Source organism: Streptomyces sp. Y7, assembly GCF_043195415.1.
GTDB lineage: Bacteria > Actinomycetota > Actinomycetes > Streptomycetales > Streptomycetaceae > Streptomyces.
The window spans coordinates 365,780-392,298 of sequence record NZ_JBIDDQ010000005.1; the positions used below are offsets into that span (position 1 = coordinate 365,780).

Annotated in this window: 22 protein-coding genes; 8 read left to right on the forward strand and 14 right to left on the reverse strand. The window is 71.3% G+C overall.

Features of this window, described 5'->3' with window-relative positions; all coding sequences use genetic code 11:
• Positions 1 to 40: 40 nt before the first annotated feature.
• Positions 41 to 997 carry an ABC transporter substrate-binding protein gene (locus ACGFW6_RS17080; RefSeq protein ID WP_393509673.1) on the forward strand — a complete coding sequence of 319 codons (957 nt, stop codon included), beginning with the start codon at positions 41 to 43 and terminating at the stop codon, positions 995 to 997.
• 57 nt (positions 998 to 1,054) lie between these two features.
• On the opposite strand, the gene ACGFW6_RS17085 is transcribed toward ACGFW6_RS17080, so the two are convergent.
• A complete protein-coding gene (locus ACGFW6_RS17085) occupies positions 1,055 to 2,434 on the reverse strand; it encodes a glycoside hydrolase family 43 protein (RefSeq protein WP_393509676.1) in 1,380 nt (459 codons plus the stop codon).
• Between the two features lie 374 nt (positions 2,435 to 2,808).
• On the opposite strand from ACGFW6_RS17085, the gene ACGFW6_RS17090 reads away from it, so the two are divergent.
• On the forward strand, positions 2,809 to 4,317 hold the full coding sequence (locus tag ACGFW6_RS17090) for a M81 family metallopeptidase (protein ID WP_393509679.1): 1,509 nt from the start codon (positions 2,809 to 2,811) through the stop codon (positions 4,315 to 4,317).
• Here the strand turns inward: ACGFW6_RS17090 and ACGFW6_RS17095 are convergent.
• The 8 genes from ACGFW6_RS17095 to ACGFW6_RS17130 all read right to left on the reverse strand — a co-directional run bounded on the left by ACGFW6_RS17095 (position 4,305) and on the right by ACGFW6_RS17130 (position 11,650).
• Complete coding sequence (locus ACGFW6_RS17095; RefSeq protein WP_393509681.1) at positions 4,305 to 4,892, reverse strand: ATP/GTP-binding protein; 588 nt, start codon at positions 4,890 to 4,892, stop codon at positions 4,305 to 4,307. The genes ACGFW6_RS17090 and ACGFW6_RS17095 overlap by 13 nt on opposite strands.
• Positions 4,879 to 5,259: a DUF742 domain-containing protein gene (locus ACGFW6_RS17100; RefSeq protein WP_393509684.1), complete on the reverse strand. Its 381-nt coding sequence runs from the start codon at positions 5,257 to 5,259 to the stop codon at positions 4,879 to 4,881. The genes ACGFW6_RS17095 and ACGFW6_RS17100 overlap by 14 nt, the downstream gene beginning before the upstream one ends.
• Positions 5,240 to 5,659, reverse strand: coding sequence for a roadblock/LC7 domain-containing protein (locus ACGFW6_RS17105; protein ID WP_380847858.1), 420 nt, complete (start codon positions 5,657 to 5,659; stop codon positions 5,240 to 5,242). The genes ACGFW6_RS17100 and ACGFW6_RS17105 overlap by 20 nt, the downstream gene beginning before the upstream one ends.
• 11 nt (positions 5,660 to 5,670) lie before the next feature.
• A complete protein-coding gene (locus ACGFW6_RS17110) occupies positions 5,671 to 8,151 on the reverse strand; it encodes a nitrate- and nitrite sensing domain-containing protein (RefSeq protein ID WP_393509687.1) in 2,481 nt (826 codons plus the stop codon).
• A gap of 191 nt (positions 8,152 to 8,342) precedes the next feature.
• Positions 8,343 to 9,338: a substrate-binding domain-containing protein gene (locus tag ACGFW6_RS17115; protein ID WP_393509690.1), complete on the reverse strand. Its 996-nt coding sequence runs from the start codon at positions 9,336 to 9,338 to the stop codon at positions 8,343 to 8,345.
• A 240-nt stretch (positions 9,339 to 9,578) separates the two neighbouring features.
• A complete protein-coding gene (locus ACGFW6_RS17120; RefSeq protein WP_393509693.1) occupies positions 9,579 to 10,382 on the reverse strand; it encodes an SAM-dependent methyltransferase in 804 nt (267 codons plus the stop codon).
• A gap of 165 nt (positions 10,383 to 10,547) precedes the next feature.
• Positions 10,548 to 10,958, reverse strand: coding sequence for a DUF6114 domain-containing protein (locus ACGFW6_RS17125; RefSeq protein ID WP_393509696.1), 411 nt, complete (start codon positions 10,956 to 10,958; stop codon positions 10,548 to 10,550).
• Positions 10,958 to 11,650 (reverse strand): DUF6230 family protein, encoded by a 693-nt coding sequence (locus ACGFW6_RS17130; protein WP_393509699.1) that lies wholly within the window; start codon positions 11,648 to 11,650, stop codon positions 10,958 to 10,960. Before ACGFW6_RS17130 ends, ACGFW6_RS17125 begins: the two co-directional genes overlap by 1 nt.
• Before the next feature lie 674 nt (positions 11,651 to 12,324).
• Between ACGFW6_RS17130 and ACGFW6_RS17135 the strand changes: the two genes are divergently transcribed.
• The gene (locus ACGFW6_RS17135) at positions 12,325 to 12,978 is read left to right on the forward strand and encodes a Tat pathway signal sequence domain protein (RefSeq protein WP_393509702.1); all 654 of its coding nucleotides are present in this window, start codon (positions 12,325 to 12,327) and stop codon (positions 12,976 to 12,978) included.
• A gap of 31 nt (positions 12,979 to 13,009) precedes the next feature.
• Here the strand turns inward: ACGFW6_RS17135 and ACGFW6_RS17140 are convergent, their stop codons facing one another.
• A complete protein-coding gene (locus ACGFW6_RS17140) occupies positions 13,010 to 13,963 on the reverse strand; it encodes a lytic polysaccharide monooxygenase (protein WP_393509705.1) in 954 nt (317 codons plus the stop codon).
• A 362-nt stretch (positions 13,964 to 14,325) separates the two neighbouring features.
• Here ACGFW6_RS17140 and ACGFW6_RS17145 point away from each other — a divergent pair, with 362 nt between their 5' ends.
• Positions 14,326 to 16,131 carry a S8 family serine peptidase gene (locus tag ACGFW6_RS17145; RefSeq protein ID WP_393509708.1) on the forward strand — a complete coding sequence of 602 codons (1,806 nt, stop codon included), beginning with the start codon at positions 14,326 to 14,328 and terminating at the stop codon, positions 16,129 to 16,131.
• Between the two features lie 142 nt (positions 16,132 to 16,273).
• Here ACGFW6_RS17145 and ACGFW6_RS17150 read toward each other — a convergent pair whose 3' ends face one another.
• Positions 16,274 to 16,948: a ScbR family autoregulator-binding transcription factor gene (locus ACGFW6_RS17150; protein WP_393509711.1), complete on the reverse strand. Its 675-nt coding sequence runs from the start codon at positions 16,946 to 16,948 to the stop codon at positions 16,274 to 16,276.
• Between the two features lie 190 nt (positions 16,949 to 17,138).
• On the opposite strand from ACGFW6_RS17150, the gene ACGFW6_RS17155 reads away from it, so the two are divergent.
• From ACGFW6_RS17155 to ACGFW6_RS17165, 3 genes are all read left to right on the forward strand, one after another.
• On the forward strand, positions 17,139 to 18,080 hold the full coding sequence (locus ACGFW6_RS17155) for a ScbA/BarX family gamma-butyrolactone biosynthesis protein (RefSeq protein ID WP_393509713.1): 942 nt from the start codon (positions 17,139 to 17,141) through the stop codon (positions 18,078 to 18,080).
• Between the two features lie 71 nt (positions 18,081 to 18,151).
• Positions 18,152 to 18,799: a ScbR family autoregulator-binding transcription factor gene (locus tag ACGFW6_RS17160; protein WP_393509716.1), complete on the forward strand. Its 648-nt coding sequence runs from the start codon at positions 18,152 to 18,154 to the stop codon at positions 18,797 to 18,799.
• A gap of 21 nt (positions 18,800 to 18,820) precedes the next feature.
• Positions 18,821 to 20,002, forward strand: coding sequence for a damage-control phosphatase ARMT1 family protein (locus ACGFW6_RS17165; RefSeq protein ID WP_393509719.1), 1,182 nt, complete (start codon positions 18,821 to 18,823; stop codon positions 20,000 to 20,002).
• A 14-nt stretch (positions 20,003 to 20,016) separates the two neighbouring features.
• Here ACGFW6_RS17165 and ACGFW6_RS17170 read toward each other — a convergent pair whose 3' ends face one another.
• Complete coding sequence (locus ACGFW6_RS17170; protein WP_393509722.1) at positions 20,017 to 21,264, reverse strand: cytochrome P450; 1,248 nt, start codon at positions 21,262 to 21,264, stop codon at positions 20,017 to 20,019.
• Positions 21,265 to 21,361: 97 nt separating this feature from the next.
• Entirely contained in the window at positions 21,362 to 22,603 is a 1,242-nt protein-coding gene (locus ACGFW6_RS17175; protein ID WP_393509725.1) for an endonuclease/exonuclease/phosphatase family protein, read from the reverse strand.
• 178 nt (positions 22,604 to 22,781) lie between these two features.
• On the opposite strand from ACGFW6_RS17175, the gene cyc2 reads away from it, so the two are divergent.
• Positions 22,782 to 24,941, forward strand: a complete 2,160-nt coding sequence (gene cyc2, locus ACGFW6_RS17180) for a germacradienol/geosmin synthase Cyc2 (RefSeq protein ID WP_393509728.1) — start codon at positions 22,782 to 22,784, stop codon at positions 24,939 to 24,941.
• On the opposite strand, the gene ACGFW6_RS17185 is transcribed toward cyc2, so the two are convergent.
• Positions 24,934 to 26,460, reverse strand: a complete 1,527-nt coding sequence (locus ACGFW6_RS17185; protein WP_393509731.1) for a hypothetical protein — start codon at positions 26,458 to 26,460, stop codon at positions 24,934 to 24,936. The two genes, cyc2 and ACGFW6_RS17185, sit on opposite strands and share 8 nt — an antisense overlap.
• Positions 26,461 to 26,519: the final 59 nt, after the last annotated feature.

A 26,519-nucleotide genomic window follows, 5' to 3' on the forward strand; every position in this document is an offset into this window, starting at 1 on the left:
GGAAGAGCTCTCTCTGTCCCCTGAATCCGGAACGGGAATCGTGACTTCCACCGCTTCACGCAGCAGGTCCTTCAGGAACCATCCCGGCGCGGCCGCGGTCGCGCTCGCCGCCACGGCGGCGCTGCTGGCGGGATGTTCCTCCTCCGACGACAAGTCCGACCCGCTCGCCGGGGACGGGGCGAGCGGCGACACCGTCGTCGTCGGCTCCAACAACTTCGCCGAGTCCATCCTGCTCGCCGACATCTACGGCGAGGCCCTCAAGGCCAAGGGCATCAAGGTCACCTACAAGCCCAACATCGGCAGCCGCGAGACGACGTACGGGCTGCTCAAGAACGGCTCCATCACCGTTCTGCCGGAGTACAACGGCTCGCTGCTCGCCTACCTCGACTCCAAGGCGAAGCAGGACTCCGCCGACGCCGTCAACGCGGCGGTGAAGGCCAAGCTGGACGCGAAGCTGACGCTGCTGGAGTCCTCGCCGGCCGAGGACAAGGACTCCGTCAGCATCAACGCGGAGACGGCGAAGAAGTACAAGCTCACCGCCGACTCCAGCCTCGAGGACCTCAAGGACATCGCCCCCGACCTGGTGATCGGCGGCTCCCCGGAGTTCCAGACCCGGCACCAGGGCCTGAAGGGCCTGGAGACCGAGTACGGCCTGAAGTTCAAGTCGTTCAAGGCGCTGGACGCGGGCGGCCCGCTGACCCAGGCGGCGCTGACGAAGAACACCGTGCAGGCCGCGGACATCTTCACGACCGACCCGACGATCACCAAGGAGGGTTTCGTCGTCCTGAAGGACCCGAAGAACCTCTTCGGTTTCGCGAACGTCACCCCGCTCGTCTACAAGAGCGGTCTGTCGAAGGAGGGCGTGGACGCGCTCGACGCGGTCTCCGCCAAGCTCGACACCAAGACCCTCCTGGACCTGGACTCCCAGGTCCAGCTGGAGAACAAGGACCCGCTCGACGTGGCCAAGTCCTGGCTGAAGTCGGCCGGCCTCGGCTGACGCACGGCAGCTTGCGCGGGGTGGTGACGGGTGCCCGTCACCACCCCGCTGTGCTGTTCAGAAGCCGACCTGGAAGGTCGCGTCCTGGCGCTCGGTGGCCGTGGAGACCGGGTCGATGCGCAGGGCGTGGTTCGAGTGCCTGATGTAGCGCGTCGGGTTGTTGTACGAGCGGAACGACGCCCAGGAGGCGTCCGCGAGCCCGGCCGTGCGGTGGAAGGTCGCGTCCGCGGCGAACGTCGACGTGCCGTCGTTCTCGTCCAGGCGCAGGGCGTAGTCGTAGTGGCGCAGGTAGCGGGCCGGGTAGTTGACCGACTGGAACGAGACGCCTGAGGAGTCGGCGAGCCCCGGCACCAGCTTCCACTGCGAGTCGGGGAACGGGTCGAAGGGGTACTCGTCGATCCGCCCGGCGAAGCCGCTGTGCCGCAGGTAGCGCGCCGGGTAGTTGTAGGACTTCAGGCGGTTCCAGGCGGGGGCGCCCCACTTGGCGATCAGGTTGCTGTACTCGCTCGCCGTGATCGGGTGGATGCCGCAGTGCTTGGAGTTGAGCGGCTGGGTGTAGAGCCGCTGGTCCAGTGGCGTCCAGGTGCCGGAGGCCAGGTCGTTCGTGTACCAGGTGTAGAAGACGCCGTTCGGCGTGTACGTGTCTCCCCAGAGGTACCAGTTGTTGCCCGTCAGGGACTTGACCACGGTGGGCGCCTCGGTGCCGCCGTGGTTCACCGCCGTGCTGAACGGGGTGAAGCTGCCCGGGTTCAGGCTCGTCGAGCGGGCGCCGACGAGGGTGCCCTCGCGCTTGAAGTAGAGGTAGTTGACGCCGTTCACGCCGACGGTGAGGTTGCCGTCGATGACGTCGTAGCCGGGGTCGAAGAAGACCTGCGGACTCGTCGTCGTACGGAAGTCGGTCGTGTAGCTGACCATGATGACGTTGTGGCCGCTGCTGTTCACCGACGAGTAGAGGATGCCGTACCGGCCGCGGGACGCGTCCCAGTAGGCCTCCGGCGCCCAGCTGTGCGTGCCCGTCATGTCGTGCAGCTTCAGCAGCCGGTAGCCGGTGAAGGTGCGCAGGTCGGTGGAGTCCCAGACGTGGATGTACACGCTGGTCCGGCTCCAGTCGGTGCCGCTCAGGTCGGTCGCGAGGACGACGAACGTGCCGTCCTGCTTGCGCAGGACGAACGGGTCGCGCAGGCCGCCCGCGCCGAGGGTGGGGGTGGCGACGGGGGCGTTCTGGTTGAGCGGCGTCCACCGCAGGCCGTCGGTGCTGACGGCCAGGTGGAGGTTGTAGTTCGCCTCCAGCATGGTGTTGGACTCGGTGAAGTAGACCATCGCGTACGCCGAGTCGGCGGCGTGCGCGGTCCCCGCCCCGAGGGCCAGGGCGCCGGTCGCGGCGAGCGGGACGGTCGCTGCCATGCCGAGTACGTGTCTGCGGGACGGGTGGGTCATGCGCTCTCCAGGGGGTGCGGGCCGGCTGACGGGATACCGAATGACCGATATTTCGAACGCAGTTCGGTGAACCGACCAGAAGGTAGGAGAGTGCGGGAGGCCCGTCAATCACACGGTCAGGCTTGGCGCATTTCCGCCACCGCGCCCGCCGGCGCTGCGGGTTCCGCACGTGCCCCGTGCAAACTGTCCGCACTGCTCGGCGGCGCGCCCCCGCCGGCCCGGTCGGCGCGGGGCAGCCCGCGCTCCAGCGGGCCCTCGCCCACGCCCCGCACACGGTCGCGGGCCCGCAGCCCTGATCCGCGCCCACCTCGGACGCGGGCTCGCCCCACCCGCTCTCACCCCCGCCCGCCGCCCGTCCGCCCTTTGGAGGAGCCATGCCCCAGCCCCGTCCCGTCCTCGTGATCGCCGGCCTCGGCATCGAGTCGTCGACCTTCTCCCCGGCCCGCACCGAGGCACCCGCCTTCCACCCGCTGCGCGGACCGGACGTCCTCACCCGCTACCCGTTCCTGGCGCCGGGAGAGCCGTTGCGGGAAGCCGCCGACTGGCGCGGGGCCCTGGTGGGCAAGGCCCTGCCCGGCGGCACCGTGACGGCCGCCGCGTACGCCGAGCTGTCCGACGAACTCCTCGACCGGCTGCGGGAGTCGGGGCCGATCGACGGCCTCTGGTACGACATCCACGGCGCGATGACCGTCGAGGGACTCGACGACGCCGAGGCCGGCCTGCTCACCCGGATCCGCGAGGTGATCGGCACGGACGTCCTCGTGTCGACCTCCATGGACCTGCACGGCAACGTCTCCCGCCCGCTCGTCCACCTCAGCGACCTGATCACCTGCTACCGCACGGCTCCGCACGAGGACGTCATGGAGACCGAGGAACGGGCCGCCCGCAACCTGGTGGACCTCGTGACGAGCGGCGCGCCCCGCCCGGTCAAGGCCTGGGTCCCGGTGCCGGTGCTGCTGGCCGGCGAGCAGACCTCCACCCGTATCGAACCGGCGCGGAGCGTGTACGCGGCCGTCGCGGAGGCCGAGGCGGCCGACGGCGTGACCGACGCCGCGATCTGGGTCGGGTACGCCTGGGCCGACGAGCCCCGCAACCGGGCCGCGGTCGTGGTCACCGGCCCCGACGAGGGGGCCGTGACCACGGGTGCCGAGCGGCTCGCCCGCGGGTTCTGGGACGCCCGGCACGACTTCGCCTTCGCCGCTCCCACGGGCACCCTCGACGACTGCCTCGACGAGGCCCTCGCCGCCGGAGCCCGCCGCCCCTGCTTCATCAGCGACACCGGCGACAACCCGACGGCGGGCGGCGCCGGCGACGTCACCTGGGGACTCCGGCAGGTACTGAGCCGACCCGAGTTCAAGGACCCGGCCGGACCGGTCGTCGTCTACGCCTCCCTGCCGGGGCCGTCCGCGGTCGACGCGGCGGTACGGGCCGGTGCCGGCGCGACCGTCACGGTCACCGCGGGCGCCGAGGTGGACGACCGGCACGCCGGGCCGCTGACGATGACCGGCGTGGTGCACTCGGTGCGGCACGGCGACCGGGACGCGGAGACGGAGGCCGTACTGCGGGTCGGCGGCGTGCGGGTGATCCTGACCAGGCTGCGCAAGCCGTACCACCTCGAACGCGACTTCACCGAGCTGGACCTGGACCCGCGCGCGGCCGACGTCGTGATCGTGAAGATCGGCTATCTGGAGCCCGAGCTCTTCGCCATGGCCGCGGACTGGAAGATGGCGCTCACCCCGGGCGGTGTCGACCAGGACCTGCGGCGGCTCGGGCACCGTCGCATCCGCCGGCCGATGTTCCCCTTCGACCCCGCCATGCCCGACCCGGACCTCACGGCCCGGATCGTCGCGCCGGCGAACCGGCCGCCGGATCAGTTCGCCTGACGGGCCTGCGCGATCAGCTGGTCGATCAGGGCGATCAGCACGTCCCGGCAGGACTCGCGCTCCCGCGCGTCGCACAGCAGCACCCGTACGTGCTCCGGCAGCGCGAGGGACTCCCTGATCTCCTCGGCCGGGTAGGGGTGTTCACCGTGGAAGCCGTTGACGCCGACGACGAACGGGATCTCGCGCCGTTCGAAGAAGTCGATCGCGGCGAAGCTGGACTCGGGACGGCGCACGTCGATCAGGACGACGGCCCCGAGCGCGCCGATCGCCAGGTCGTTCCACATGAACCAGAACCGCTGCTGCCCGGGCGTGCCGAACAGATACAGCACCAGCTCCCGGCTGATCGTGATACGGCCGAAGTCCAGGGCCACGGTCGTGGCGCGCTTCTGCTCGATGCCGTCGAGGTCGTCGACGCCCAGGCTCGCGATGGTCAGCGATTCCTCGGTGCGCAGCGGGGCGATCTCGCTCACCGATCCGACCATGGTCGTCTTCCCGACGCCGAAGCCGCCGGCTATGAGGATCTTGACCGTGTCGGGCGGCGCGACCGCCTCCACGGTGGTGTCAGAGCCGGCCAAGGCCGTCCCTCACTTTCTGCAACAGGTCCAGGTCCGGGGTGCGGGGCGTGACGGGATGCGGCGGGTGAACGGTGATCAGGCCCGCCTCCAGCAGATCGCAGAGCATGATGGCGACCACGCTCACCGGCAGGTCCAGATGGGCCGCGAGCTCCGCCACGGCGATCGGCCGGGCGCAGCGCCGCAGGATCCGCCCCTGCTCGGGCTGTGGTCGAGGTGCCCGTTCCGGCGGCGGATCCACCGCCGTCACGGTCGTGATCAGGGTGAAGTCGGTGCGGCTGGGCCGGGTCCGTCCCCCGGTCAGCGTGAACGGACGGACCAGCCGGCCCGCCGTATCGTCTCCGCCCACCTCACGCGCCAGGGCCGACATGGGCCCGCGGTGCCGCCGAGAGGTGCTCTCCGATCTTCTTCACCAGCATGTTCATCTGGTACGCCACCACACCGACGTCCGCGCCCTGGTTGGTCAGGACGACCAGGTGGGCGCCGGGGCCGGCGGAGGTGAGGATCAGATAGCTGTTGGCCATCTCGATCAGCGCCTGGCGCACCGGCCCGCCCCGGAAGTCCATGCTGACGCCCTTGCTGAGGCTCATCAGACCGGACGCGGTCGCGGCCAGCCGCTCGGCGTCGTCGCGCAGGAACCCGATGGACTTGCTCACCACCAGGCCGTCCTCGGAGAGCACGACGGCGTGGTTGACGTCGGCGACCCGCTCCACGAGTCCGCTGAGCAACTGGTCGAGCTGGGTGTCCGTGGCTGGGGTGGGGCGTGTCATGGCGGTGTCCTTCATGAGCGGTCGGCGGGCGGGGTGGAGGACGTGGGAGCCGCGGCGGACTCGGCCGAGGCCGGCTCGTCGGAGGCGACGTCGTCACGCGTGCGGCGCGCGGCCGGGACCCGAAGGTCCGCGGCCCCGGGGGCGTCGGGCGTGCGGTCGTCGTCGCGGGCCTCCAGCGAGCCGCGCTGGAACCGGGCGAGGGCGGCAGGGCCCTCGTGGTCCGCGGGGTCGAGCGGGTCCGGCGTCTCGTCGTCGCCGGCGTCGTCACGGGCCCGGAGCGTGCCGCGCTGGAAGCCGGCCAGGGAGGACGCGGCCTGTTCGGCGGTGAAGTCCTCGTCGTGGCCGTCGGGTTCGGCCGGCGCCGACTCCTCGCGCAGCTCGGCCGCCAGGCTGGTCTGCGGCACCCGGCGCGGCAGCGGCGAGAGGCCGTCCCGGCGGGCGCCGGGCTCCGGGGCCGGGGCGGTCGCGGGCCGCGCCTGTGCGACCGGCCGGGCATCCCGTACGGGCTCCTCCGGCTCGGCGGCCCCGGCGTGCTCCACCTCGTCCAGGTCGGCCGCGGGCAGGTCGCGCACCACGACCTCGTGCGGGATCAGCACGATCGCCGTCGTGCCGCCGTACGGGGAGGAGCGCAGGGTGACCGTGATGCCGTGCCGCCGCGCGAGCTGGGCGATCACGAACATGCCGAGCCGGAGGTCGTCGGCGAGCGCCACCACGTCGAACTGCGGCGGCTCGGCCAACTGGGCGTTGAACGCCGCGTACTCCTCCTCGGACATGCCGAGGCCGCGGTCCTCGACCTCCACGGCCAGCCCCTTGGCGACCATCGCGGCCCGTACGCCGACCGGCGCCGGGGCGGGGGAGTAGAGCGTGGCGTTCTCGATGAGCTCGGCCAGCAGATGGATGACGTCGGCCACCGCGGGCGGCGCGAGATGCACCTCCTCGTCGGTGTGCACCTCCACCCGCCGGTACTCGGCGACCTCGCCGACCGCGCTGCGCAGGATGTCGATCAGCGCGACCGGCTCCGTCCAGCTGCGGCCGGGCCGCTCACCGCTGATGATGACGAGGTTCTCCTCGTAGCGGCGCAGCTGGCTCGCGGTGGAGTCCAGTTCGTACAGACCCTTGAGGACCTCGGGGTCCTGATGCGTGCGCTCCAGCGCGTCCAGCTTGGTGAGCTGGAGGTTGACCAGGTTCTGGCTCTGCCGGGCGATGCCCAGGATGATCTTCTGGAAGCCGCGCCGGGTGTCGGCGAGTTCGACGGCGGTGTGCACGGCGGTGCGCTGCGCGGTGTTGAACGCCTGGGCCACCTGCCCGAGTTCGTCGCGGCCGTAGTCCAGCGGCGGCGTCGCGAGCTCCACGTCGACCTTCTCGCCCCGCTCCAGCCGGGCCACCACGTCGGGCAGCCGTTCCTGGGCGAGACCCAGCGTGGCCTCCCGCAGGCCGCGCAGCCGCCGGAACAGCGAGCGGGTGATCCGCCACGACATCCCCACGCACAGCAGCAGCGCGATCAGTCCGCCCGCGCTCAGCGACGCGGCCTTGATCAGCAGTCCGCGCGCCTCGTCGCCGCTGCGCTGGAGCAGTCCGGTCGTCTGCTGCTGGATCAGCACCGAGTACTCCTCGGTGACCCCGGTCAGCGCGGCCCGCCACTCCTTCTGGGAGTCCGGGACGGCGATGGTCCCGTCCTTGCCCGCCGTCGCGCGCGCCGCGAGCACCCGGTCCTCGACCCGCTCCAGGGTCCGCCACTGCTCACCGGCGAGGATCCGCTCCGTCTCCGCCTTCGCGGCCCCGGTGAGCGAGGGCAGGATCTGGTCGTCGACGAGCCAGCGCCGGGTGTTCACCAGCTCCGCGAACTCGGTCCACTCCTTCTCGTCCATCCGTCGCGTCGGCGACGCCAGCGTCAGCAGCGCGTCCTCCCGGGACATCAGTTCCGCCGCGTGCTCCAGCGAGACGAGCGGGCCGGCCTGCGAGGTGAGGTCGCCGTCGTCGACCTGGGAGAGCTCCTGGAAGGCGTGGATCTGGTCGTCGATGATCGACGTGTACTGGCCCAGCGCCTGTACGGCGGAGATGTCGGAGGGGTTGTCCACCTGGCCCCGGTAGTACTCCAGGCTGCTCACGGACGCGACGACCGAGTACAGCCGGTCCTTCACGCGGGCGGGCGCCCGCTGGATCTCGTCCGACTGCGCGAGGAGCTTGGCGACCGCCTTGTCGGTCCTGCCGCGTTGCTCGTCCAGCCCCGTGCGGGCCGCGTCCTGCCGTGTGGCGAGCCATACGGCCGAGAAGCTGCGCTCCCGCTGCAGCGCGAGCGTGGCCTCGGTGCCCATGGCCCCCGTCGACTTGCTCAGCCCGGCCTGCGATCGCAGCCCCAGGCCCTCCGAGAACATCTGGATCGTCGTCACGCTCCAGATGGCGGCGAGCGTGACACTGGGCACCAGCGCCAGCAGGATCAGGGAGAGACGGATGGAGCCGAGGCGGCGCCGGGGACCTGTCCGTGGAGACATTGTCGTCCTAGGGCGATCAGCGGAGGGCGGGCGGGGTCAGCGCGGGGGAACGGGGGGACGACAGGACGAACGCCAGGGGTGACCGCGTGTCCGGCACGTCACAAGGGGTGCGCAGGATGCTATCCGTACAAGTGAGCGTACGCGTCATGCGGGACCCAATCTTTGGCGACACCGTAGCGGGAACTGTCCGCTCAGCGGGTTCCGTTGTCGGCGAACCTCGCGACGGAGGCGACGTTCGCCTTCGTGACGAAGGCGGGTCCGGTGAGCACCGGTGCCTCGCCGCCGCCGAGGGTGTTGCCGTTGGTGCGGTAGAGCCAGAGCGAGTCGACCGCGAGATAGCCCTGGAGGTAGGGCTGTTGATCCACCGCGAACTGCACGTCCCCGTCCTGGACCGCCTTGACCAGGTCCTTGTTGAGGTCGAAGGTGGCGACGTGGGCCTTCGAGCGGGACTGGTCGACCGACTTGACCGCCGCCAGCGCGAACTGCGCGCCGTTCATGACGACTTCGTCGATGTCCGGGTTCTGCGTCAGCCGGGCGCCGACGGCCGCCGTCACCGCGTCCATGTCGGTGCCGTCCACGTAGAGGTTCTCCGTCTCGCCGCCGAACGCCTTCTTCACGCCCGCGCAGCGGGCCTCCAGGGCAACGTTGCCACGCTCGTGGATCACGCACAGCGCGTGCTTGGCCTTGAGGTCGTCCAGTTTGTCGCCGACGGCGCGGCCCGCGACGCTCTCGTCCTGGCCGAAGTACTCGAGGAGCCCCGCGGACTTCCACTCGTCTATACCTGAGTTGAGGCCGATCACGGGTATGCCGGCCGCCCGGGCCTGGGCGACCGGGCCCGCCATCGCCGTCGGCTTGGCGAGCGTCACCGCGATCCCGTCGACCTTCTGCCGGATCGCGTCCCGCATCAACTCGGCCTGGCCGGCCGGGTCGGCGTCGCCCGCGTAGGTCAGCTCGACGTTGTCCTTGGCGGCCGCCACCTGCGCACCCTTCTGCACCAGCTCCCAGAAGGCGTCGCCCTCGCCGCCGTGCGTGATCAGGGTGATCTTCAACCGTGCGCCGCCGGCCGTCTCCGCGCCGGACGCGTCGTCGGTCCCGCCGACGGCGGAGCAGCCCGCCAGCAGCAGACAGGCGGCGGCCGGGAGGGCTGCGACGCGGACGCGGGCGGGGGAGGGGGGTGGAGTCTTCATGAGGGTGCGGCACCTCGCTGTGCGGCCGAGCCGGGGGAACGAACGGGAGAACGGCCGGCTCCGAACGGGAGGTTCGCCGACCGGGTGAACTCTCGCTGTGGCGGAGCCAATCGCGTGTGACCATCGGCAGTCAAGTGTGCAACCACACCGTGTAAGTCGTTGCTGCCACTTCGTGATGAACGCTGGCGGGAGGGCGAAGCGGAACCTGGGCCGCCCGTATCGCTTGCGTCCGCAAACCCGTCAACCCGGTTTGCGGGCCACCGCCCCGTACATCGCGATGTCCTCGTCCCGGATCACCTCGGTGCCCGTGCCGTCCGGGCGCCACTTGTGGACCTGGACGACGCCCGGCTCGACGAGGTCCAGACCGGTGAAGAAGGCCGCCGCCTCCTCGCGGGTGCGCAGCCGCATCGGCATGCCCCGCGCCGCGTACTCCCGGGCCACCCGGCCGACCTCGTCGGGCGCGAACTCGGCCGTGCCGACGGACATCGCGAGGTAGCTGCCGGCCGGCAGCGGTTCGAGGAGCCGGCGCACGATGCCGACCGCGTCGTGCTCGTCCAGCATGAAGTGCACGATCGCGATCACCGTGAGCGCGACCGGCCGGCCGAGATCGAGGGTGTCGCGGAACGCGGGGGCGTCGAGAATGCCCGCCGGATCGCGCATGTCGGCCTCGATGTACGCCGTCGCGCCCTCGGCGGTACCGGACAACAGCCCCTTGGCAAGAGTCAGTACGAGCGGATCGTTGTCGACGTACACGACCCGTGCCCCGGGGGCGGCCGCCTGGGCGATCTCATGGATGTTGGGCGAGGTGGGTATCCCGGTGCCGACGTCCAGGAACTGCCGTATCCCCGCCTCCTCGGCGAGATAGCGCACGGCCCGGTTCATGAAGTCACGGTTGGCCCGCATGTGGACGGGCAACGCGGGCCACTCACGCACCATCGCCTCCCCGGCCTCCCGATCGGCCGGGTAGTGGTCCTTGCCGCCGATGATGTAGTCGTAGATCCGGGCGGAATGGGGGTCACCGGTGTCGATGTCCTCGGCGGGCATGAGTGCCTCCTGGGGCTGCGGCATCATCAATTGCGCATGCACGCCTGGAAGTTGGCGTTCACCCGGCCAACCTAGTAGGGGCGCGGGGCCGCATCAATGTGCGGCTGCGTCGCGCGGGCGCGACCGGGCCCCCACGCACCCGCAGCCGCCCGACACGGCCCGGCCCTACGGTGCTGCCGCCGCTTCCTTCCGGCGCTGTCGCCGACCGCGCCGCGGCTCCTGATCCGGCAGCCACCCGAACGCGAGGCAGCTGCCCACCGCGCCCAGCAGCAGGCCCACGAAGAACCCGCCCAGGTTCGAGGTGAGCCAGGTGCCCAGGGTGACCAGGATCCCGGTGATCGAGTAGAAGAGCCGCTGCGCCGGGTTGAACACGGTCAGCAGCCCCAGCAGCACCATCAGCGCCGGCAGCAGATACCCCGCCAGGCCCTGCATGCCGACATGCAGGACGACCTTCAGCGAGGCCTTCATCGTGAGCAGGATCCACGCCCCGCCCAGGGCGAGCAGCAGCCCGCCCCAGAACGGCCGGTCGGCCCGCCAGCGACGGAAGGCCGACCGGAATCCAACCGGGCCGCTCATCAGCACCCCGTGCTGCTGAAGCGGAGCTTCAGACCGGGGAGCTTGAACACCCCTGCCGTGGTGGCGTAGTTGGTCTGGCGCAGATTGGCGATGCGCACGGTGTCGGCCTGCTGGCTGAAGACACCGATCGGACCCTTCACGCCGGCCTTGGTCAGGGTGCTCGCGTCGTTGCCGATCTCGATGTTGTCGAACGCCGCGTCGCCCGACAGTTCGGTGGAGTCGGTGGTCAGATCGGTCGCGCTCACCTTCTCCGCTCCACTGCCCGCGGTGATCAGCAGGTTCGTGCCGCCGAGGTCGACGCTCTGACACAGCTTCGTGAGCGTCGCGTTCTTGATGGCGGATGTGACGACCAGGACCTGACCGCCGGTGTCCCCCTCGTTGGGGCTGCCCGGCGCCATGGTGTCGAGGCCGCCGAACTGCTCGAAGCCGGTGCCGTTGAGCTCGGTGGCGGTGACCGTGAAGGGCATGCCGGAGATGGCGAACTGAACGCCCAGCGCGCCCTCGGCGGTGAGGACGGCGAGCGCACCGGCGACCAGGGTGGCCGGTACGGCCATCACGGCGGCGCGGCGCGCCCGGACCCGCCCGCGTCTCGCGGGGCCGTCGGGATGCGCGGACGCTTCGGGCACGGAACCGCTTTCCGGGTTCTCGGGGGTGTTTCCGGCGGACGGGGTGACGTCCGGGGACGAGGCCATAACTGCTCCCAGGTGCAGAAAAAGTGCGGGTAGGGCATCAGTGGCACGTTGTCCTGGCGCGGACAGCGCCCACGGCGCACGTCTCCTCGCAACTCCCGGCGGATGCAAGGGCTTTCTCGTACTCCGCAGTAGCCAAGCCCGGAAGTTACCGGTGGTTACACCTGAGGGTCAAGGAAGTTGTGTAAAAAGAGTGTCGGTTGTGCGTCACCTGTGGGTCATGGGCGGCCGGCGACCTCGAAAAGTCACGTCGATCACGGCAACTCCCTTGTGATGCCTTGACGTTGACCGACCCTCAGGTCTACAACTCTCCCTGACTCCCCCTGGATCCGTGGCGCCGGATCCGCCTCCGCGTGGCCTCTGCCCGCGTTCCCGGACCTGATGTCCTTCACATTTCCTTTTCGCGCGATCACTCCACAGCGCCGTCACGGTCGCTTCCCCCCTCGGCCCGTGGCGGCCGCACCCCCCGCCCGGTACCGGCCGGAGCCCTCCCCACGGGCTCCGGCCGGCCGCCGGCGGGCAGCCGTCGCCGGTCCGTGCCGTACGGAGAAGGCGTCACGGACCGGCGCCGGCGGACAGGGGCCCGGCACCCCATCGCCCGCCTCCGCCCCCCAGAACCCCCTGAGGCCTCAGGCGCTCAGGGCACACCCCCGCAACGAAAGACGAGGTACACCCCCATGCGCACGCGCACCCTCCTCACCCTTGCAGGCACCGTCGCGGCCCTCACCCTCCCCTTCGCCGGCCCCGCGTCCGCGGCCGACGGCGCCGTCCTGACCACCGGCTCCGTCGGGGGCACGGCGGTCGCGGCCGGCGAGGTCCTGACCGCCCCGCTGGCGAGCGGCACCGCCGCCACCTTCTACTCCAGCGCGACCGGTACGAGCGGCATCTCCTGCACGTCGTCGCAGTTCACGGCCACCGTGACGGACAACCCGAGCGCACCCGGCACCGCGACGGAGTCCGTCTCCGCACACACCTTCAACGCCGCCAGCTGCACCACCAACGTGGTCGGCGTGCTCGGCGTCACCAGCATCACGGTCAACAACCTGCCGTACAGCTCCGCCGTGGGCTCCGACGGCAGCGTCACCGTCACGCCCGCCGCGGGCTCCACCATCCAGACCACGGTCGTCCTGCGCACCCTGCTGGGCAGCATCAACTGCGTCTACCAGGCACCCAGCCTGGCCGGCACGGCGAGCAACGCCGACAACACCATCAACTTCAGCAGCGCGCCGTTCGCCAAGGTCTCCGGCTCGTCCCTGTGCTTCGCCAACGGCTACTTCACCGCGAAGTACGCCCCGGTGACCGGCAGCGGCGAGGCGGTCTACGTCAACTGACGCCACCAGCCACCGCCAACCGCAACGGAGTTCACCTCCGGCGCAACCGCAGCGCCAGGGCGGCGCCCCCGGTGAGCACCAGCACCGCGGCGGCGCCGCCCGCCAGCAACGGCGTCGACGGCCCGGTGCCGGCGGCCCCGGTGGACGCCACCGGGGTGCTGTCGCCCCGCGTGCGCGGGGTCCCGGCGCCGGTGGGCGTGGCAGCCGTGGGAGAGGGACTCGCCGTACGCCGCTCCCTCGCGCGCGGCTCGGCGGTCGGCGAAGGGGCGGCGGTGGTGGGGCCGTTGTCGCCCGCCGCGCCGGCCGTGGCCGCATCCTTGTCCGCGCCGCTCCCGCCGGCCGGGAACACGACGTCCGAGCACGAGTAGTACGTGTCCGGCGTGCTGCTGTTCTGCCAGATCGTGAACAGCACATGCCGCCCGGAGCGGTCGGACGGCAGCTTCGCCGTGAGCCGGTACGCGCCGTCCGTCAGTGCCGGGTCCCGCACCTGAGCGAACGGCCGGTCCGGCAGGTCGGACCAGGTCAGCGGCTTCGTCGGATCGTAGCCCGGCTCGGTGAGGTAGAGCTTGAAGGTCCCGGTGTGCGGGATCGTGGACACGTACCGCATGGTCAGCGAGGCGCCCGGGCTCAGCCGGGTCGACGGCCAGTCGGCGCGGGCCAGATCGAGACCCCGGTAGGCGGGCAGCCCTCCGCTGCACAGCTTCCCGTCGGGGACGACCTGCCGGTCACGGCCGTTCACGCCGGCGATCCGCAGATTGTCCCAGGCCGTGAAGGGCCCGCCGTTCGACGCCACCGCGGCCCGGCACGCCGCCGATCCGGACGCGCTGCCGCCGTCCGGTGAGCAGGCGTACACCCGGCTGACCGGATCCGTCGGTGCGCCGTGCGCGTGTGCCGGGCCCGCGGCCCACACCGTGAGCAGCAACGGCGTGACGGCGGCGGCCGTCAGAGCGGGGCAGTGCGATCTCATCCAGGGCATCCGGGACATCCGGAACGTCTCCTCGGCCGGCAGGGCAGGGTCCTCGGGGAGTACGGGAAACCGGCCCGGCGCGTTCAGTGCGCGACGAACCGGACGGAGCCGCCCCATACCGGTCAACCAGCCGACGCAGAGGGTGGGTTTCCGGCCGGATCGAGGGTTTCCCCTGTATCCCGATGACCTTCTCTTTGCCTATCGTTCGACCACAGCCGACCCACAGGTAACCCCGAACGGGTCGCAGCTCGCGCCAGGCCGGCCGCCACGCCCCCGCACTTTCGCACTTTCGAACTGCCCCCCGCCGCTTCGAGGACGAAGCGAAAAAGTCCGCCACTCCGCGCTGCCCGGAGTACGGCCGGCCACGAAAGGCACTCCCCTTGCGTACCTCCACCTCCCTCAGACGGAAGCTGATATCCGTCGCCGCGGTCTCCGCCGCGCTCTTCACGGCCGCCACCACCTCGGCCGCCGTGGCCCAGGATTCCCCCACCCAGGAGGCCGCCGTCCCCGCGGCCCAGGCCGAGGCCGCCCCCGGCACCCCGGCCGAGCGCCTCATCGTCGGCTACAAGTCCGGCGCCGCCGAGGCCAAGTCGAACAAGGCCGCCGAGACCGACGCCGCCGCCAAGGGCAAGGAGGCGGGCGAGAACCTCGACTTCCAGCGCCGCCTCGGCTCCGGCGCCGCCCTCGTCGACCTCGGCGAGAACCTGACCAGGACGGACGTCGCCGACGTCGTCGCCGAGTACCGGGCCGACCCGCAGGTCGCCTATGTCGTGCCGGACCGGCTGAACAAGCCGCTCGCCACCCCCAACGACACCGAGTACGGCAAGCAGTGGGACCTCTTCGAGTCCACCGCGGGCATGAACGTGCCGGGTGCCTGGGACGTCGCCACCGGCAGCGGCGTGACCGTCGCCGTCATCGACACCGGCTACGTCACCCACTCCGACCTCGGCGCCAACATCGTCGCGGGCTACGACTTCATCTCCGACGCCACGGTCGGCAACGACGGCAACGGCCGCGACAGCAACCCGGCCGACCCGGGCGACTGGACCGCCGCGAACGAGTGCGCGTCCGGCGACCCGGCCTACGACTCCTCGTGGCACGGCACCCACGTCGCGGGCACCATCGCCGCCGTCACCAACAACGGCAAGGGCGTCGCGGGCATCGCGTACGGCGCGAAGGTCTCCCCGCTGCGGGTGCTCGGCAAGTGCGGCGGCTACGACTCCGACATCATCGACGCCATCACCTGGGCGTCCGGCGGCACGGTCTCCGGTGTCCCGGCCAACGCCAACGTCGCCAAGGTCATCAACATGAGCCTGGGCGGCGGCGGTGCCTGCTCGACCGCGACCCAGAGCGCCATCAACGCCGCGGTGAACCGCGGCACCACGGTCGTCGTCGCGGCGGGCAACAGCAACGCCAACGCCTCGGGCTACTCGCCGGCCAGCTGCAGCAACGTCATCAGCGTGGCGGCCACCGACCGCCAGGGGAACCGCTCCTACTACTCCAACTACGGCACGGTCGTCGACATCGCCGCGCCCGGCGGCGAGACCAACTCCGTCACGGCCAACGGCATCCTGTCCACGCTGAACTCCGGCGCGCAGGGCCCGTCCTCCGAGAGCTACGACTACTACCAGGGCACCAGCATGGCCTCCCCGCACGTCGCGGGCCTGGCCGCGCTGATGAAGTCGGCGAACCCGGCACTCACCCCGGCCCAGATCGAGTCCGCGATCAAGACCAACTCGCGTGCTCTTCCCGGTACTTGCTCGGGCGGCTGCGGTGCGGGCCTCGCGGACGCGGCGAAGACGGTGCAGGCGGTGAGCGGGTCCGGCGGCTCCACGGGGGGCACCACCTTCACCAGCACCTCCGCGGTCTCCATCCCGGACAACGGCTCCGCCATCGAGTCCCCGATCACCGTCAGCGGCCGCAGCGGCAACGCCCCCTCGGCCCTCCAGGTCGGTGTCGACATCACCCACACCTACCGTGGTGACCTGGTCATCGACCTGGTGGCCCCGGACGGTTCGACGTACCGCCTGAAGTCCGCCAGCTCCTCGGACTCCGCGGACAACGTCATCGCCACCTACACGGTCAACGCCTCCGGCGAGGCGGCCAACGGCACCTGGAAGCTCCGCGTCCAGGACACCGCGGCCCAGGACACGGGCCGGGTCAACAGCTGGAAGCTGACCTTCTGAGCGGTGACTGACCGCGTGCCCCGAGCGGGCGCGCACCTCGAACGGGCGGGCCGGCCGATGCGGATGGGGCATCGGCCGGCCCGCCACATCTCGTGGCGGCACGGCCGACGGAAACAGCCGCTCCGGTAGGTCCCGTGCACGCTCAGCTACGGGACAGGTCCAGCTCCGCCTCGTCGTCGGTCTCCTCGATGCCGGCCAGCACGCGCACGCCGCGGTCGGGACTGCGGTCGATGCCGGTCAGCAGCCCCGGCACCGCTACGCTCGGCAAAAGGTGCCCCCACAGCACCGAGATCCGCTCCGCCAGATCGGCCCGATCGGTCAGGGCACGGGACATCAACTGCAGGCCCGCGAAGGCCCCGACCAGCAGCTCCACCGTCTGCCTCGGCTCCACGGTGGGCAGCAACTCACCCTGGACACGCGCCTGTTCGAGCACCACGACAAGATGGTCCGCCCACTGACGGAACGGACCCGAGTGGTCGGCGCCGGGCGGCGCGCTCTGGTCCACCGCGAGCCGCACACTGCCCTTGAGCAGGGAGTCGTTGCGCAGTCGCTGCCCGAACACGAAGGTGATGTCGACGAGTTCCTGGAGCTTGCAGGGCTGCGGCGGCACCGCGCCGCCCGGGACCTGCTCGTTCAGCACGGCCTGGGCGAGGGACTCCTTCGAGGGGAAGTGGAAGTACAGGGCGCCCTTGGTCACTTCGGCCCGTTCCAGGACCATCGCGATGGTCGTCGCGGTGTAGCCGTGCTCGTCGAAGACCGCGCCCGCGGCTTCCAGGATCACCCTCCGTGTTCTGATGGCGCGCTCCTGCCTCGCCATATCCGCCCCTCCGTGTGTCCGGCTGCGCCGGATTCGGTCGGTGCGCCCGGCGTGCGCCGGAGCAGTTCGGGCACGGCTGAGCGACCCCAGGCCGCATTGAAAACAAACCGGTCGGCTCGTACTGTAACGCTCGCGGCTAAGGGCACCTCGCCGTCTGCCATGGCACATACGGGGGACCCAAGGAGGGCACATGTCTGATCCGCGCCGGCTCGCCGCGACCCCGTTCGCCGCAACCCCTGAGGCGCCGGAAGGCCTGACCGCCACCGTACCCCGCCAGTTGGTGCACCGCGCCTCGACGGCGGAAACGTTTCTCACCGGGATGACCAGCGAAGGTTCCGGCCGATTCACGGTCTTCGCCGAGTGGCCCCGGACCCATCAGTTACACGTGTCGTCCGACGGTTCGGCCTATGAGCCCCTGCTCCTCGCGGAGACCGCCCGCCAGGCCGGCACCCTCCTCGCCCACGCCGCCTACGACGTGCCGCTGGGTCATCAGTTCGTGCTCAAGGAGGCGCGGATCGGAGTGTGCGACGAGCGGTTGGCCGTCGGCACCGCGCCCGCCGAGCCGGTCCTGCATCTGACCGTCACCGACCTCGACCACCGCGGCGCCCGCCCGGCCGGATTCCGCTACGAGGCCGAGATACGTCTCGACGGCGAGCCCGTCGCCACCGCCGAGCTGGCCGCGACCTGGACCAGCGCGGCCGCGTACCGCCGGCTGCGCGGCGGCCGTACCGCCGGCACCGTGTCGGCACTGCCCGCACCGCCAGGTCTGCCGCCCGCCGCCGTGGACCGCGCCCGGCCCGGGGACGTCGTCCTCGCCCGCTCCGGCCACCCCGACCGCTGGCGGCTGCGTGTCGATACCGCACATGCTGTTTTCTTCGATCATCCGCTCGACCATGTTCCCGGCATGCTGCTGCTGGAGGCCACGCGCCAGGCAGTGCGCGCCCGGACGGCGGGCGGGCCTCGCACGCCGGTCGCGTTCCGTGCCGTCTTCCACCAGTACACCGAACTCGACCTGCCCGCATGGATAGAGGCGTTCGACAGGGCGGGAGCGGGCGGCACGGATATACAAGTCCGGGGAAGGCAAGGGGAGACGACGGTCTTCGAGTGCGAGGTGGCCACTGTCGACGGGTGAGTTATCTTGTACAGGGAGTAAGAAACAAACGGCATGACCCGTTCTTTTCCCGTTCCCAGGAGAGCCAGCCGATGGCGAGGCAGTTACGCGCCGAACAGACCCGCACCACGATCCTCACCGCCGCCGCGGAACTGTTCGACCGCAACGGCTATGAGTCGACCAGCCTGAGCGACATCGTCGAGCAGGCTCAAGTCACCAAGGGGGCGCTGTACTTCCACTTCGCGGCCAAGGAGGACCTGGCACAGGCGATCATGGAGCTCCAGTCCAGGGCGTCCCGTCAGGTGGCGAGCGAGATGGACGCCCGGGGCCACACCTCGCTTGAGGCGCTGATGCGCACGACGTTCGGCATCACCCGCCTCGCCGTCGAGGGCCCGATCACCCGGGCGGGGCTACGCCTGGCCACCGGGGGAGTGGTGATACGGCCGCCCCTGCGGCACCCGTTCGCGGAACTGCTGGACATCACGACGCGCAGACTCACCGGCGCCGCCAGGGAGTCCGACATCCACCCGGACGTCGACGCGGAGGCCGCGGCCCACGCGCTGGTCTGCTTCTTCGTCGGCACCCGCGTCGTCGGCCGCTCCCTCGAACCCGTCGCGCGCCAGCCGCGCAGGGTGGCCGAGATGTGGCACATCATGATCCGCGGTCTGGTCCCGGTGCCCCGCCGGGCACGCTATCTCGCCCTCGCGACACAGCTGGAGCGGGAGATCAAAGCCGTATGACACGGGCGATACGGTGAGCGCATGCCCCAGAGGTCCGACGCCCCGCCCGTGCTCCTCGGGAACGAACCCGGCTCGTTCCCGCACAGCGTGCTCGCCGAGCGGCACCCGGCGATCATCCGACAGGTACGGGAGTCCTTCCCGTACGACCCCGAGCGGCACCGCGCGCTGGACGCGCTGCTCGCCGGCTGCACCGAGGGGGCGATCGAGCCGCTTCCCGCCGACGCGCACGACCGGGACCGCTGGACGGCCTGGGGCGCGGAACGCTACGCCGGCCGGTCCTGGTTCGATGTGCCGTGGCTGTGGTCGGAAAGCTACTTCTACCGCCAACTCCTCGAAGCGGTGGGCTACTTCACGCCCGGTCCCTGGCACGGCATCGACCCCTTCCGGCCCTCCAAGCTGGCCGAACTCGACGCCCAGGAGACGGACGAGGAACTGGCCGCCCTCGACGCCCTCGCCGACCTGCCCGCCGACGAGCGGGACCGTGCGCTGCTGCACGGATCGCTGTGGGGCAACCGCGCCGACCTCGGCTTCCGGCTGTCCGCGGCCCACGGCGAGACCTCTTCCGACACCCCGCCGCTGGTGGCCGACGACAGTGCCGCCCTGTGGTCCCTGCTCCCGCCCTCCGGCGCCGCCACGCTGTGCCTGATCGCCGACAACGCAGGCCGTGAACTCGTCCCCGACCTGCTCCTCATCGCCCACCTCCTCACCCAGGGCCGCGTCGCGCGGGCCGTGCTGCACGTCAAGCCGTACCCCTACTACGTCTCCGACGCCACGCACACCGACGTGCTCGACGCCTTGCGACGGCTCACGGCGGCACCGGGTGCGGCGGCGACGTACGGGCGCACGCTCTGGACGGCGCTGACGGACGGCCGTCTCGCCGTGCGCGCCCACCCCTTCTCCGGCGGCCCGCTGCCGTACGCGGAGATGCCCGGCGACCTGCGTGAGGAGTTCGGCGCCGCCACCGTCACCCTCCTCAAGGGCGACCTGAACTACCGCCGCCTCGTCGGCGACCGGCTGTGGCCGCCGACGACGCCGTTCGCCGAGGTCACCGCGTACTTCCCCGGTCCTGTCGCCGCCCTGCGCACCCTGAAGTCCGACGTGATCACCGGCCTGTCCGCCCGCACGGAGGCGGCGCTGGTGGCGGCCGAGGGCCAGAAGTGGCGGACCGGCGGCACGCACGCGCTGATCCAGGTGCGGACGTGACCGTCCCGCTCGGCTCAAGCGATGTGCGTCGGAAGTGACTTGATGCCGTTGATGAAGTTCGACACCAGCCGCTCGGGCCGTCCCGCCGGGCGCAGCGCGGGCAGGGCCCGCAGGGTCTCCCGGTAGAGGACCCTCAGCTGGAGCCGGGCGAAGTGCGCGCCCAGGCAGACGTGCGGACCGTCACCGAAGGACACATGCGGGTTGGGCGCGCGGGTCAGGTCCAGCCGGTCCGGGTCGGTGAAGACCCGTGCGTCGCGGTTGGCGGAGGCGTGGAAGACGACCACCTTGTCACCCGCGGGGATCCGCCGGCCGGCGAGCTGGGTGTCCTCGGCGGCGGTGCGTCGGAAGGTGAGCACCGGTGGATGCCAGCGCAGCAACTCGTCGACGGCCGAGCGCAGTTCGATCTCACCGGACCTGAGCCGTTCGTACGACCGCGGGTGCTCGGCCAGGGCCAGAAGACCGCCCGGTGCCGCACTGCGGACGGTGTCGTTGCCCGCGACGGTGAGCAGGAAGAAGAACATCTCCAGCTCGGCCTCGGCGAGTTCGGCGTCGTGAGCGAGGGTCGTCATGACGTCGTCGTCGGGGAACCGCCGCTTGTGCGAGGCCAGTTGGCGGGCGTACGCGAACATGTCCCGCAGCATCGCGGGGGACCGTGGGTTGACCGGCTCGCCCCGGTCGTCCAGCACGTGCGGGCCGGCCTCGTCGGGGTCCTGGTATCCGATGACCCGCTGTGTCCAGTGCAGCAGCAGCTTGCGGTCGGCCTCCGGCACGCCCAGCAGGTCGGCCAGGTTGAGCAGGGCGTAGTCGTCGGTCACGGCGTCGACGAGGTCCACGGTGCCGTCCGTCGCGCGGGCCGTGTCCAGGGCGCGCGCCAGGAGCGTGCGGGCCCGGTCCTCCGCCACCCGCACGAAACGGTCGACGCGGCCCGGGGTGAACGCCCTGCTCACCAGCCGTCGCAGCCTCCCGTGACCCGGCGGGTCCTGATTGAGCATCATGCGCCGGATGAACGGCAGATCGGCCGGGTCGGGATCGCGGATCTGGGTCGCGCCGAGGTGTGAGGAGTACGTCACCGAGTCCTTGAGCACCCGCACGACGTCCGCGTGCCGGGTCACCGCCCAGAAGCCGGGCCCGGCCGGCCAGCCCAGCACCTCGTGCTCGTCCTGCCGGGCCACGGGGTGGTGCTCGCGCAGGACGCGGTAGGCGTCGTAGGGCACGCCGAGGGCGTACTGCCGCGGGTCGAAGACATCGGGGACGGAGGTCATGTGACCAAGGTGACGCATGGCGGCGAAGACCGACAGACGGACTCGTCGGCGAGGGGCGTCGGGCGGGTCACGGCCCACCCGATGCCCGCCCAGCCGCTCAGCGCACCCGCACGTCCTGCCACACCATCCGGTGGTCGGAGGTCGGCACCGTCGTCCCGTTGCCCACCAGCCGGTACAGGGGGTCGTCGGACGTGGGCCAGAAGACGCCGTTCGACACCGGGGTCAGGCCCTTGGACGGCAGGACGTAGTCCACCCGCAGGTTGCCGGGAGCCGTGTCGCCGAAGTCGGACGTGTCGTACGCGGGGTCGCCGCGGTGGGAGGTGTTGGCGCCGCCCTGGAGTCTCGCCGCCTCCACGCCGCCCGCGCTGGCCGGCGGGGTGGCCGGGAGGTTCACCGCGGGATGGCCCAGCAACTGCTCGATGGCGTGGTCGTAGCTGTCGCCGTCGTACGGATCGGCGTTGTTGTCACCCGCGATCACGAACCGTGCCCCCGGACGCAGCCCGCCCCGGCGGCCCTTGTCGTCGTACAGGTAGGAGCTGCGCCGGCGCCCGCCGACGTAGTCGGCCCACAGCCGGATCTCGTCGTGGTTGCGCCGGCCGTTGCGGTCCTCGGTGCCGTCGAAGGTGGGCGGTGTCGGGTGGGAGACCAGGAAGTGCACGGTGTCGTGCCCGATGCACACCGGCACGTCCCAGTGGCTCTTCGACGACAGCCGCAGGATCGCGCGGGCCTCGGCGCTGTAGTAGCCGGGCGGCATGAGGTGCCCGGGCATGTCCTTCCACAGGAAACGCTGGAAGGTGCGCACCGCGCGCGTGTCGAGCGGGAACTTCGACAGTACGACCATGCCGTACTGGCCCGGGAACCAGCCGTACCCGTAGGCGTCCTGGCCGTACGCGTCCGAGCCGGGGGTCGTGACCGCGCCGTTCCTGCCGTCGAGGTCCACGCCGGTGGCGACGCCCGTGTTCACCGGGGCGGTGAAGTGGTACGGGAAGCGGACCGGCTCGGCGCCGCCCTGTCCGACGGCCAGGTAGTTGCGCAGGAACAGCCGGACCGCGGTGCCCTGCTCGTCGTGGTCGAACTCGTTGATCAGCAGGACGTCCGGGTCGACCCGCTGGATGGTCTCGGCGACATTGCGCGCCTGGACGTTGTCCGGCGTGGACAGGTCGTTGATCAGCGCGCCCTGCGTGCCGCGGTTCAGGGAGGCGTTGAAGGTGGCGAAGCGCACGGACCGGCGGCCGTGCCGCTCGGACGCCGACGCCGGGAACGCCGCGGTCGTGGCCAGCGCCGCCCCGGCGAGGGACGCCAGCGCCGTACGGCGGGACAGGGATCCGGTGGGATTCATCGCGACTCCGGTGCGGGAGGGAACACGGGGGACATACGAAGCGGGAAAAGTCTGCGCGCGTAGAGATGAACGCCACAAGGCCCGGCGAGAACTCCCGGATTCATCCCTGATTCACGCGATGGTGTGATCATGTCCCGCGCGGCGGATGCCCGTCGGAGACCAGGGGTAGGGCCCGGCCATGACGCACCAGCCCTTCGAACTCCCGCACTTCTACATGCCGTATCCCGCGCGGCTGAACCCACATGTCGACGAGGCACGCGCCCACTCGACCCGCTGGGCGCGCGAGATGGGCATGCTGGAGGGGTCCGGGATCTGGACGCAGGCCGACCTGGACGCGCACGACTACGGCCTGCTCTGCGCCTACACCCACCCCGAGTGCGACGGCCCGGCGCTCTCCCTGATCACCGACTGGTACGTGTGGGTCTTCTTCTTCGACGACCACTTCCTGGAGATCTTCAAGCGCACCCAGGACCGCGTCGGCGGCAAGGCCTATCTCGACCGGCTGCCCCTGTTCATGCCGATGGACCCGTCGACACCGATGCCGGAGCCGCAGAACCCCGTCGAGGCCGGTCTCGCCGACCTGTGGACCCGCACGGTGCCCAAGATGTCCGCCGACTGGCGCCGGCGCTTCTCGGTGGCGACCGAGCACCTCCTCAACGAGTCCCTGTGGGAGCTGTCCAACATCAACGAGGGACGGGTCGCCAACCCCGTCGAGTACATCGAGATGCGCCGCAAGGTCGGCGGCGCCCCCTGGTCCTCCGGCCTCGTGGAGTACGCGAGGGCCGAAGTCCCCGCGTCCGTCGCCGAGTCCAGGCCGCTCAGGGTGCTGATGGAGACGTTCTCCGACGCCGTGCACCTGCGCAACGACCTGTTCTCCTACCAGCGCGAGGTGGAGGACGAGGGCGAACTGAGCAACGGCGTCCTGGTCCTGGAGACCTTCTTCGGCTGCACCACCCAGCAGGCCGCCGACACCGTCAACGACGTGCTGACCTCCCGGCTGCACCAGTTCGAGCACACCGCCCTCACCGAGGTCCCCGCCGTCGCGCTGGAGAACGGGCTGGCCCCGCAGGAGGTCGCCGCGGTCGCCGCGTACACCCAGGGACTCCAGGACTGGCAGTCCGGCGGCCACGAGTGGCACATGCGCTCCAGCCGGTACATGAACGCGCGCGCCCAGCCCACCGCACCCTGGCGCGGCCTCACCGGTCCCGGCACCTCCGCCGCCGACGTCGGCGCGCTGCTCGCCGCGGCCGGCGCCGAGCGGCTGCGCGCCCACACGCACGTGCCGTACCAGAAGGTCGGCCCGTCCCGGCTCCCCGACTTCTACATGCCCTTCCAGGTCGAACTCAGCCCGCACCTGGCCGCCACCCGCGGGCGCCTGTCCGAGTGGATGCACCGGATGGGGATGCTCCAGGAGGGTGTCTGGGACGAGGACAAACTCGCCGCCTGCGACCTCCCGCTGTGCTCGGCGGGTCTGGACCCCGACGCCACACCGGAGGCGCTCGACCTCAGCGCCCAGTGGCTCGCATGGGGCACCTACGGCGACGACTACTACCCCCTCGTCTTCGGTCACCGCCGCGACCTGGCCGCGGCCCGGCTCACCACCCGGCGCCTGTCGGACTGCATGCCCGTCGACGGCGAACCGGCGCTCGTCCCCCTCAACGGCATGGAGCGCGGTCTGCTGGACCTGTGGACGCGCACGACGGCGGAGATGACGCCCGACGAACGGCGCACCCTCAAGGACGCGGTGAACGTCATGACCGAGAGCTGGGTGTGGGAGCTGTCCAACCAGCTCCAGAACCGCATCCCCGACCCGGTCGACTACCTGGAGATGCGCCGCGCCACCTTCGGCTCCGATCTCACCCTCAGCCTGTGCCGGATGGGCCACGGCCCCGCCGTACCCCCGGAGGTGTACCGCAGCGGTCCCGTCCGCTCACTGGAGAACGCGGCCATCGACTACGCGTGCCTGGTCAACGACGTCTTCTCGTACCAGAAGGAGATCGAGTACGAGGGCGAGATCCACAACGCGATCCTCGTCGTGCAGAACTTCTTCGGCATCGACTACCCGACCGCGCTCGCCGTCGTCCACGACCTGATGACCCAGCGGATGCAGCAGTTCGAGCACGTGGCCGCGCACGAACTGCCCGTCGTGTACGACGACTTCGACCTGTCGGACGAGGCCAGGGACGTCATGCGGAACTACGTGAGCGACCTGCAGAACTGGATGGCGGGCATCCTGAACTGGCACCAGGAGGTCGACCGCTACAAGGCCGAGTACCTGGCCCGCCGCGCCCACGGCTTCCTGCCGGACCGCGGACCCGCCGTGCCCGTCCTCAGCTGACCGCGCCCACCCGCGCCGCGGTCTCCTCGGCGAGCTCCCGTACGCCGTTCGCGGCGTTCTCCGAGAGCTCGCCGAGTATCGCGTCGGCGGCGGCGAGCAGCGCGCGGGCCTCCTCCGGGTGGTCCGCGTCGGCGAGGGCGCGGCTGAGGCGAAAGTGCTCCTCGGCGATGAAGCGGCCGAGGTTCACGCCCTGCCAGTGCCGCAGGGAGTCGTCGCCGGGCGCCGCCAGGGTGTCCCGCAGGGACGCCGATGTGCGTAGGGCCTGCGGCAGTTGACCGGCCGCGCGCTCCAGACGGGTCTGGTCCAGCCGGGCGGACACCCGGTCCCGGGCCGACTCCTGCAGCGCTGCGTACAGCCGCTGGGCGCGCAGCGCCTGGGTGTGGTCGCCGAGCTCCTCGAAGTCCCGGGCGAGCGCACGCAGCGGGGCCGTGGCCAGGCCGCGCGGCGCGTCGGGGCGGCGCAGTCTGCTCTGGTCCGTCACGATCTCGTCCAGCTCGCGGATCAGAGCGACCCGCGCGAGCTCGGTCATGCCCTGCTCGCGGGCCAGGTCGGTCCAGGTGGACACCGGTTCGTCAGCGGGGTCCGTACCGAACATCGCATCGTCGAGTTCCCGCGCCCACTGCCGCAACTCGTCCGCTGCGGCGTCGGGTTCCGGCATCCCGCCGAGCCCGCACGCGGTGTCGAAGTCCGTCTCCCGTACCTCGTGCAGCAGCGGCAGGTCGTCGGTGTCTCCGCGGAGCCCCACCAGCACCGCGGCAAGCCGCAGTTCGTCCGTCATCGAGGACCGTGCCTCGTGCCGCAGCAGATGCCGCAGCAGCCCACCGTCGCCGTCCGCTCGGTCGAACTGGGCCGCCCGCAGCGCCAGTCGCCGCCGAACCGGATCCTCCGCCACCTCGTCCCAGGCCGTACGGTCACCCGCCCGCAGCAGGCCCAGATCCGCGCGGCCGGCCGCCAGCACCGGCACCCACAGCGCGGGGGCGGGCGGGCCGATCAGCTCGTAGGCGCACCCCTCCTCGGCGTTGAGCAGCACGAAGTCCGGCTCGGTGCGCGACAGCGCCGCATGCAGCATCCCGACGAGCTCGACCGGCGAACGCTCCGGGAAGCCCAGCGCCGCACGGAGCTCGGCGCGCTCCTCGTCGATGCCGTGGCACTCGCGGATCTCCTCCTCGGTCTCCGCGACGCACGCCAGGATCCTCTCCTCGCCGTCCTGCGGCGACAGACCCGTGCAGTCGTGCCAGCCCGGCAACCCGGTCAGGAGGTCGAGGGCCACGTCGACGCTGGAACCCAGGACGCCGGCACCGCCCTCGGAGTCGGCGTACAGGACCGACCCGTCCGCGCAGACGAAGTACGTACCGCCCGTGTCGTCCCCCGCCACCACCTCCAGCGGCCCGCCCGAGGCGAGGCGGACCTCCTCGACATGGCCGTGTGCCGCGCGGGCCAGGTCGAAGTTGAAGGGGAAGGCGGCCAGTTCGGCCAGACGAGGGTCCTGCCGGAGCAGCCGCAGCGCACGATCGGTCATGTCACAGAACGTAACAGCCGCCACTGACACTCCCGCGGGCGCCGGGCGCCCGGCGCCGG

Bases quoted from the DNA above. Each gene is read 5' to 3' on its own strand.
- ACGFW6_RS17085 (WP_393509676.1), bottom strand. From the start codon at position 2,434: ATGACCCACCCGTCCCGCAGACACGTACTCGGCATGGCAGCGACCGTC.
- ACGFW6_RS17090 (WP_393509679.1), top strand. From the start codon at position 2,809: ATGCCCCAGCCCCGTCCCGTCCTCGTGATCGCCGGCCTCGGCATCGAG.
- ACGFW6_RS17100 (WP_393509684.1), bottom strand. From the start codon at position 5,259: ATGTCGGCCCTGGCGCGTGAGGTGGGCGGAGACGATACGGCGGGCCGG.
- ACGFW6_RS17105 (WP_380847858.1), bottom strand. From the start codon at position 5,659: ATGACACGCCCCACCCCAGCCACGGACACCCAGCTCGACCAGTTGCTC.
- ACGFW6_RS17110 (WP_393509687.1), bottom strand. From the start codon at position 8,151: ATGTCTCCACGGACAGGTCCCCGGCGCCGCCTCGGCTCCATCCGTCTC.
- ACGFW6_RS17115 (WP_393509690.1), bottom strand. From the start codon at position 9,338: ATGAAGACTCCACCCCCCTCCCCCGCCCGCGTCCGCGTCGCAGCCCTC.
- ACGFW6_RS17120 (WP_393509693.1), bottom strand. From the start codon at position 10,382: ATGCCCGCCGAGGACATCGACACCGGTGACCCCCATTCCGCCCGGATC.
- ACGFW6_RS17125 (WP_393509696.1), bottom strand. From the start codon at position 10,958: ATGAGCGGCCCGGTTGGATTCCGGTCGGCCTTCCGTCGCTGGCGGGCC.
- ACGFW6_RS17130 (WP_393509699.1), bottom strand. From the start codon at position 11,650: ATGGCCTCGTCCCCGGACGTCACCCCGTCCGCCGGAAACACCCCCGAG.
- ACGFW6_RS17135 (WP_393509702.1), top strand. From the start codon at position 12,325: ATGCGCACGCGCACCCTCCTCACCCTTGCAGGCACCGTCGCGGCCCTC.
- ACGFW6_RS17140 (WP_393509705.1), bottom strand. From the start codon at position 13,963: ATGTCCCGGATGCCCTGGATGAGATCGCACTGCCCCGCTCTGACGGCC.
- ACGFW6_RS17150 (WP_393509711.1), bottom strand. From the start codon at position 16,948: ATGGCGAGGCAGGAGCGCGCCATCAGAACACGGAGGGTGATCCTGGAA.
- ACGFW6_RS17155 (WP_393509713.1), top strand. From the start codon at position 17,139: ATGTCTGATCCGCGCCGGCTCGCCGCGACCCCGTTCGCCGCAACCCCT.
- ACGFW6_RS17160 (WP_393509716.1), top strand. From the start codon at position 18,152: ATGGCGAGGCAGTTACGCGCCGAACAGACCCGCACCACGATCCTCACC.
- ACGFW6_RS17165 (WP_393509719.1), top strand. From the start codon at position 18,821: ATGCCCCAGAGGTCCGACGCCCCGCCCGTGCTCCTCGGGAACGAACCC.
- ACGFW6_RS17170 (WP_393509722.1), bottom strand. From the start codon at position 21,264: ATGACCTCCGTCCCCGATGTCTTCGACCCGCGGCAGTACGCCCTCGGC.
- ACGFW6_RS17175 (WP_393509725.1), bottom strand. From the start codon at position 22,603: ATGAATCCCACCGGATCCCTGTCCCGCCGTACGGCGCTGGCGTCCCTC.
- cyc2 (WP_393509728.1), top strand. From the start codon at position 22,782: ATGACGCACCAGCCCTTCGAACTCCCGCACTTCTACATGCCGTATCCC.
- ACGFW6_RS17185 (WP_393509731.1), bottom strand. From the start codon at position 26,460: ATGACCGATCGTGCGCTGCGGCTGCTCCGGCAGGACCCTCGTCTGGCC.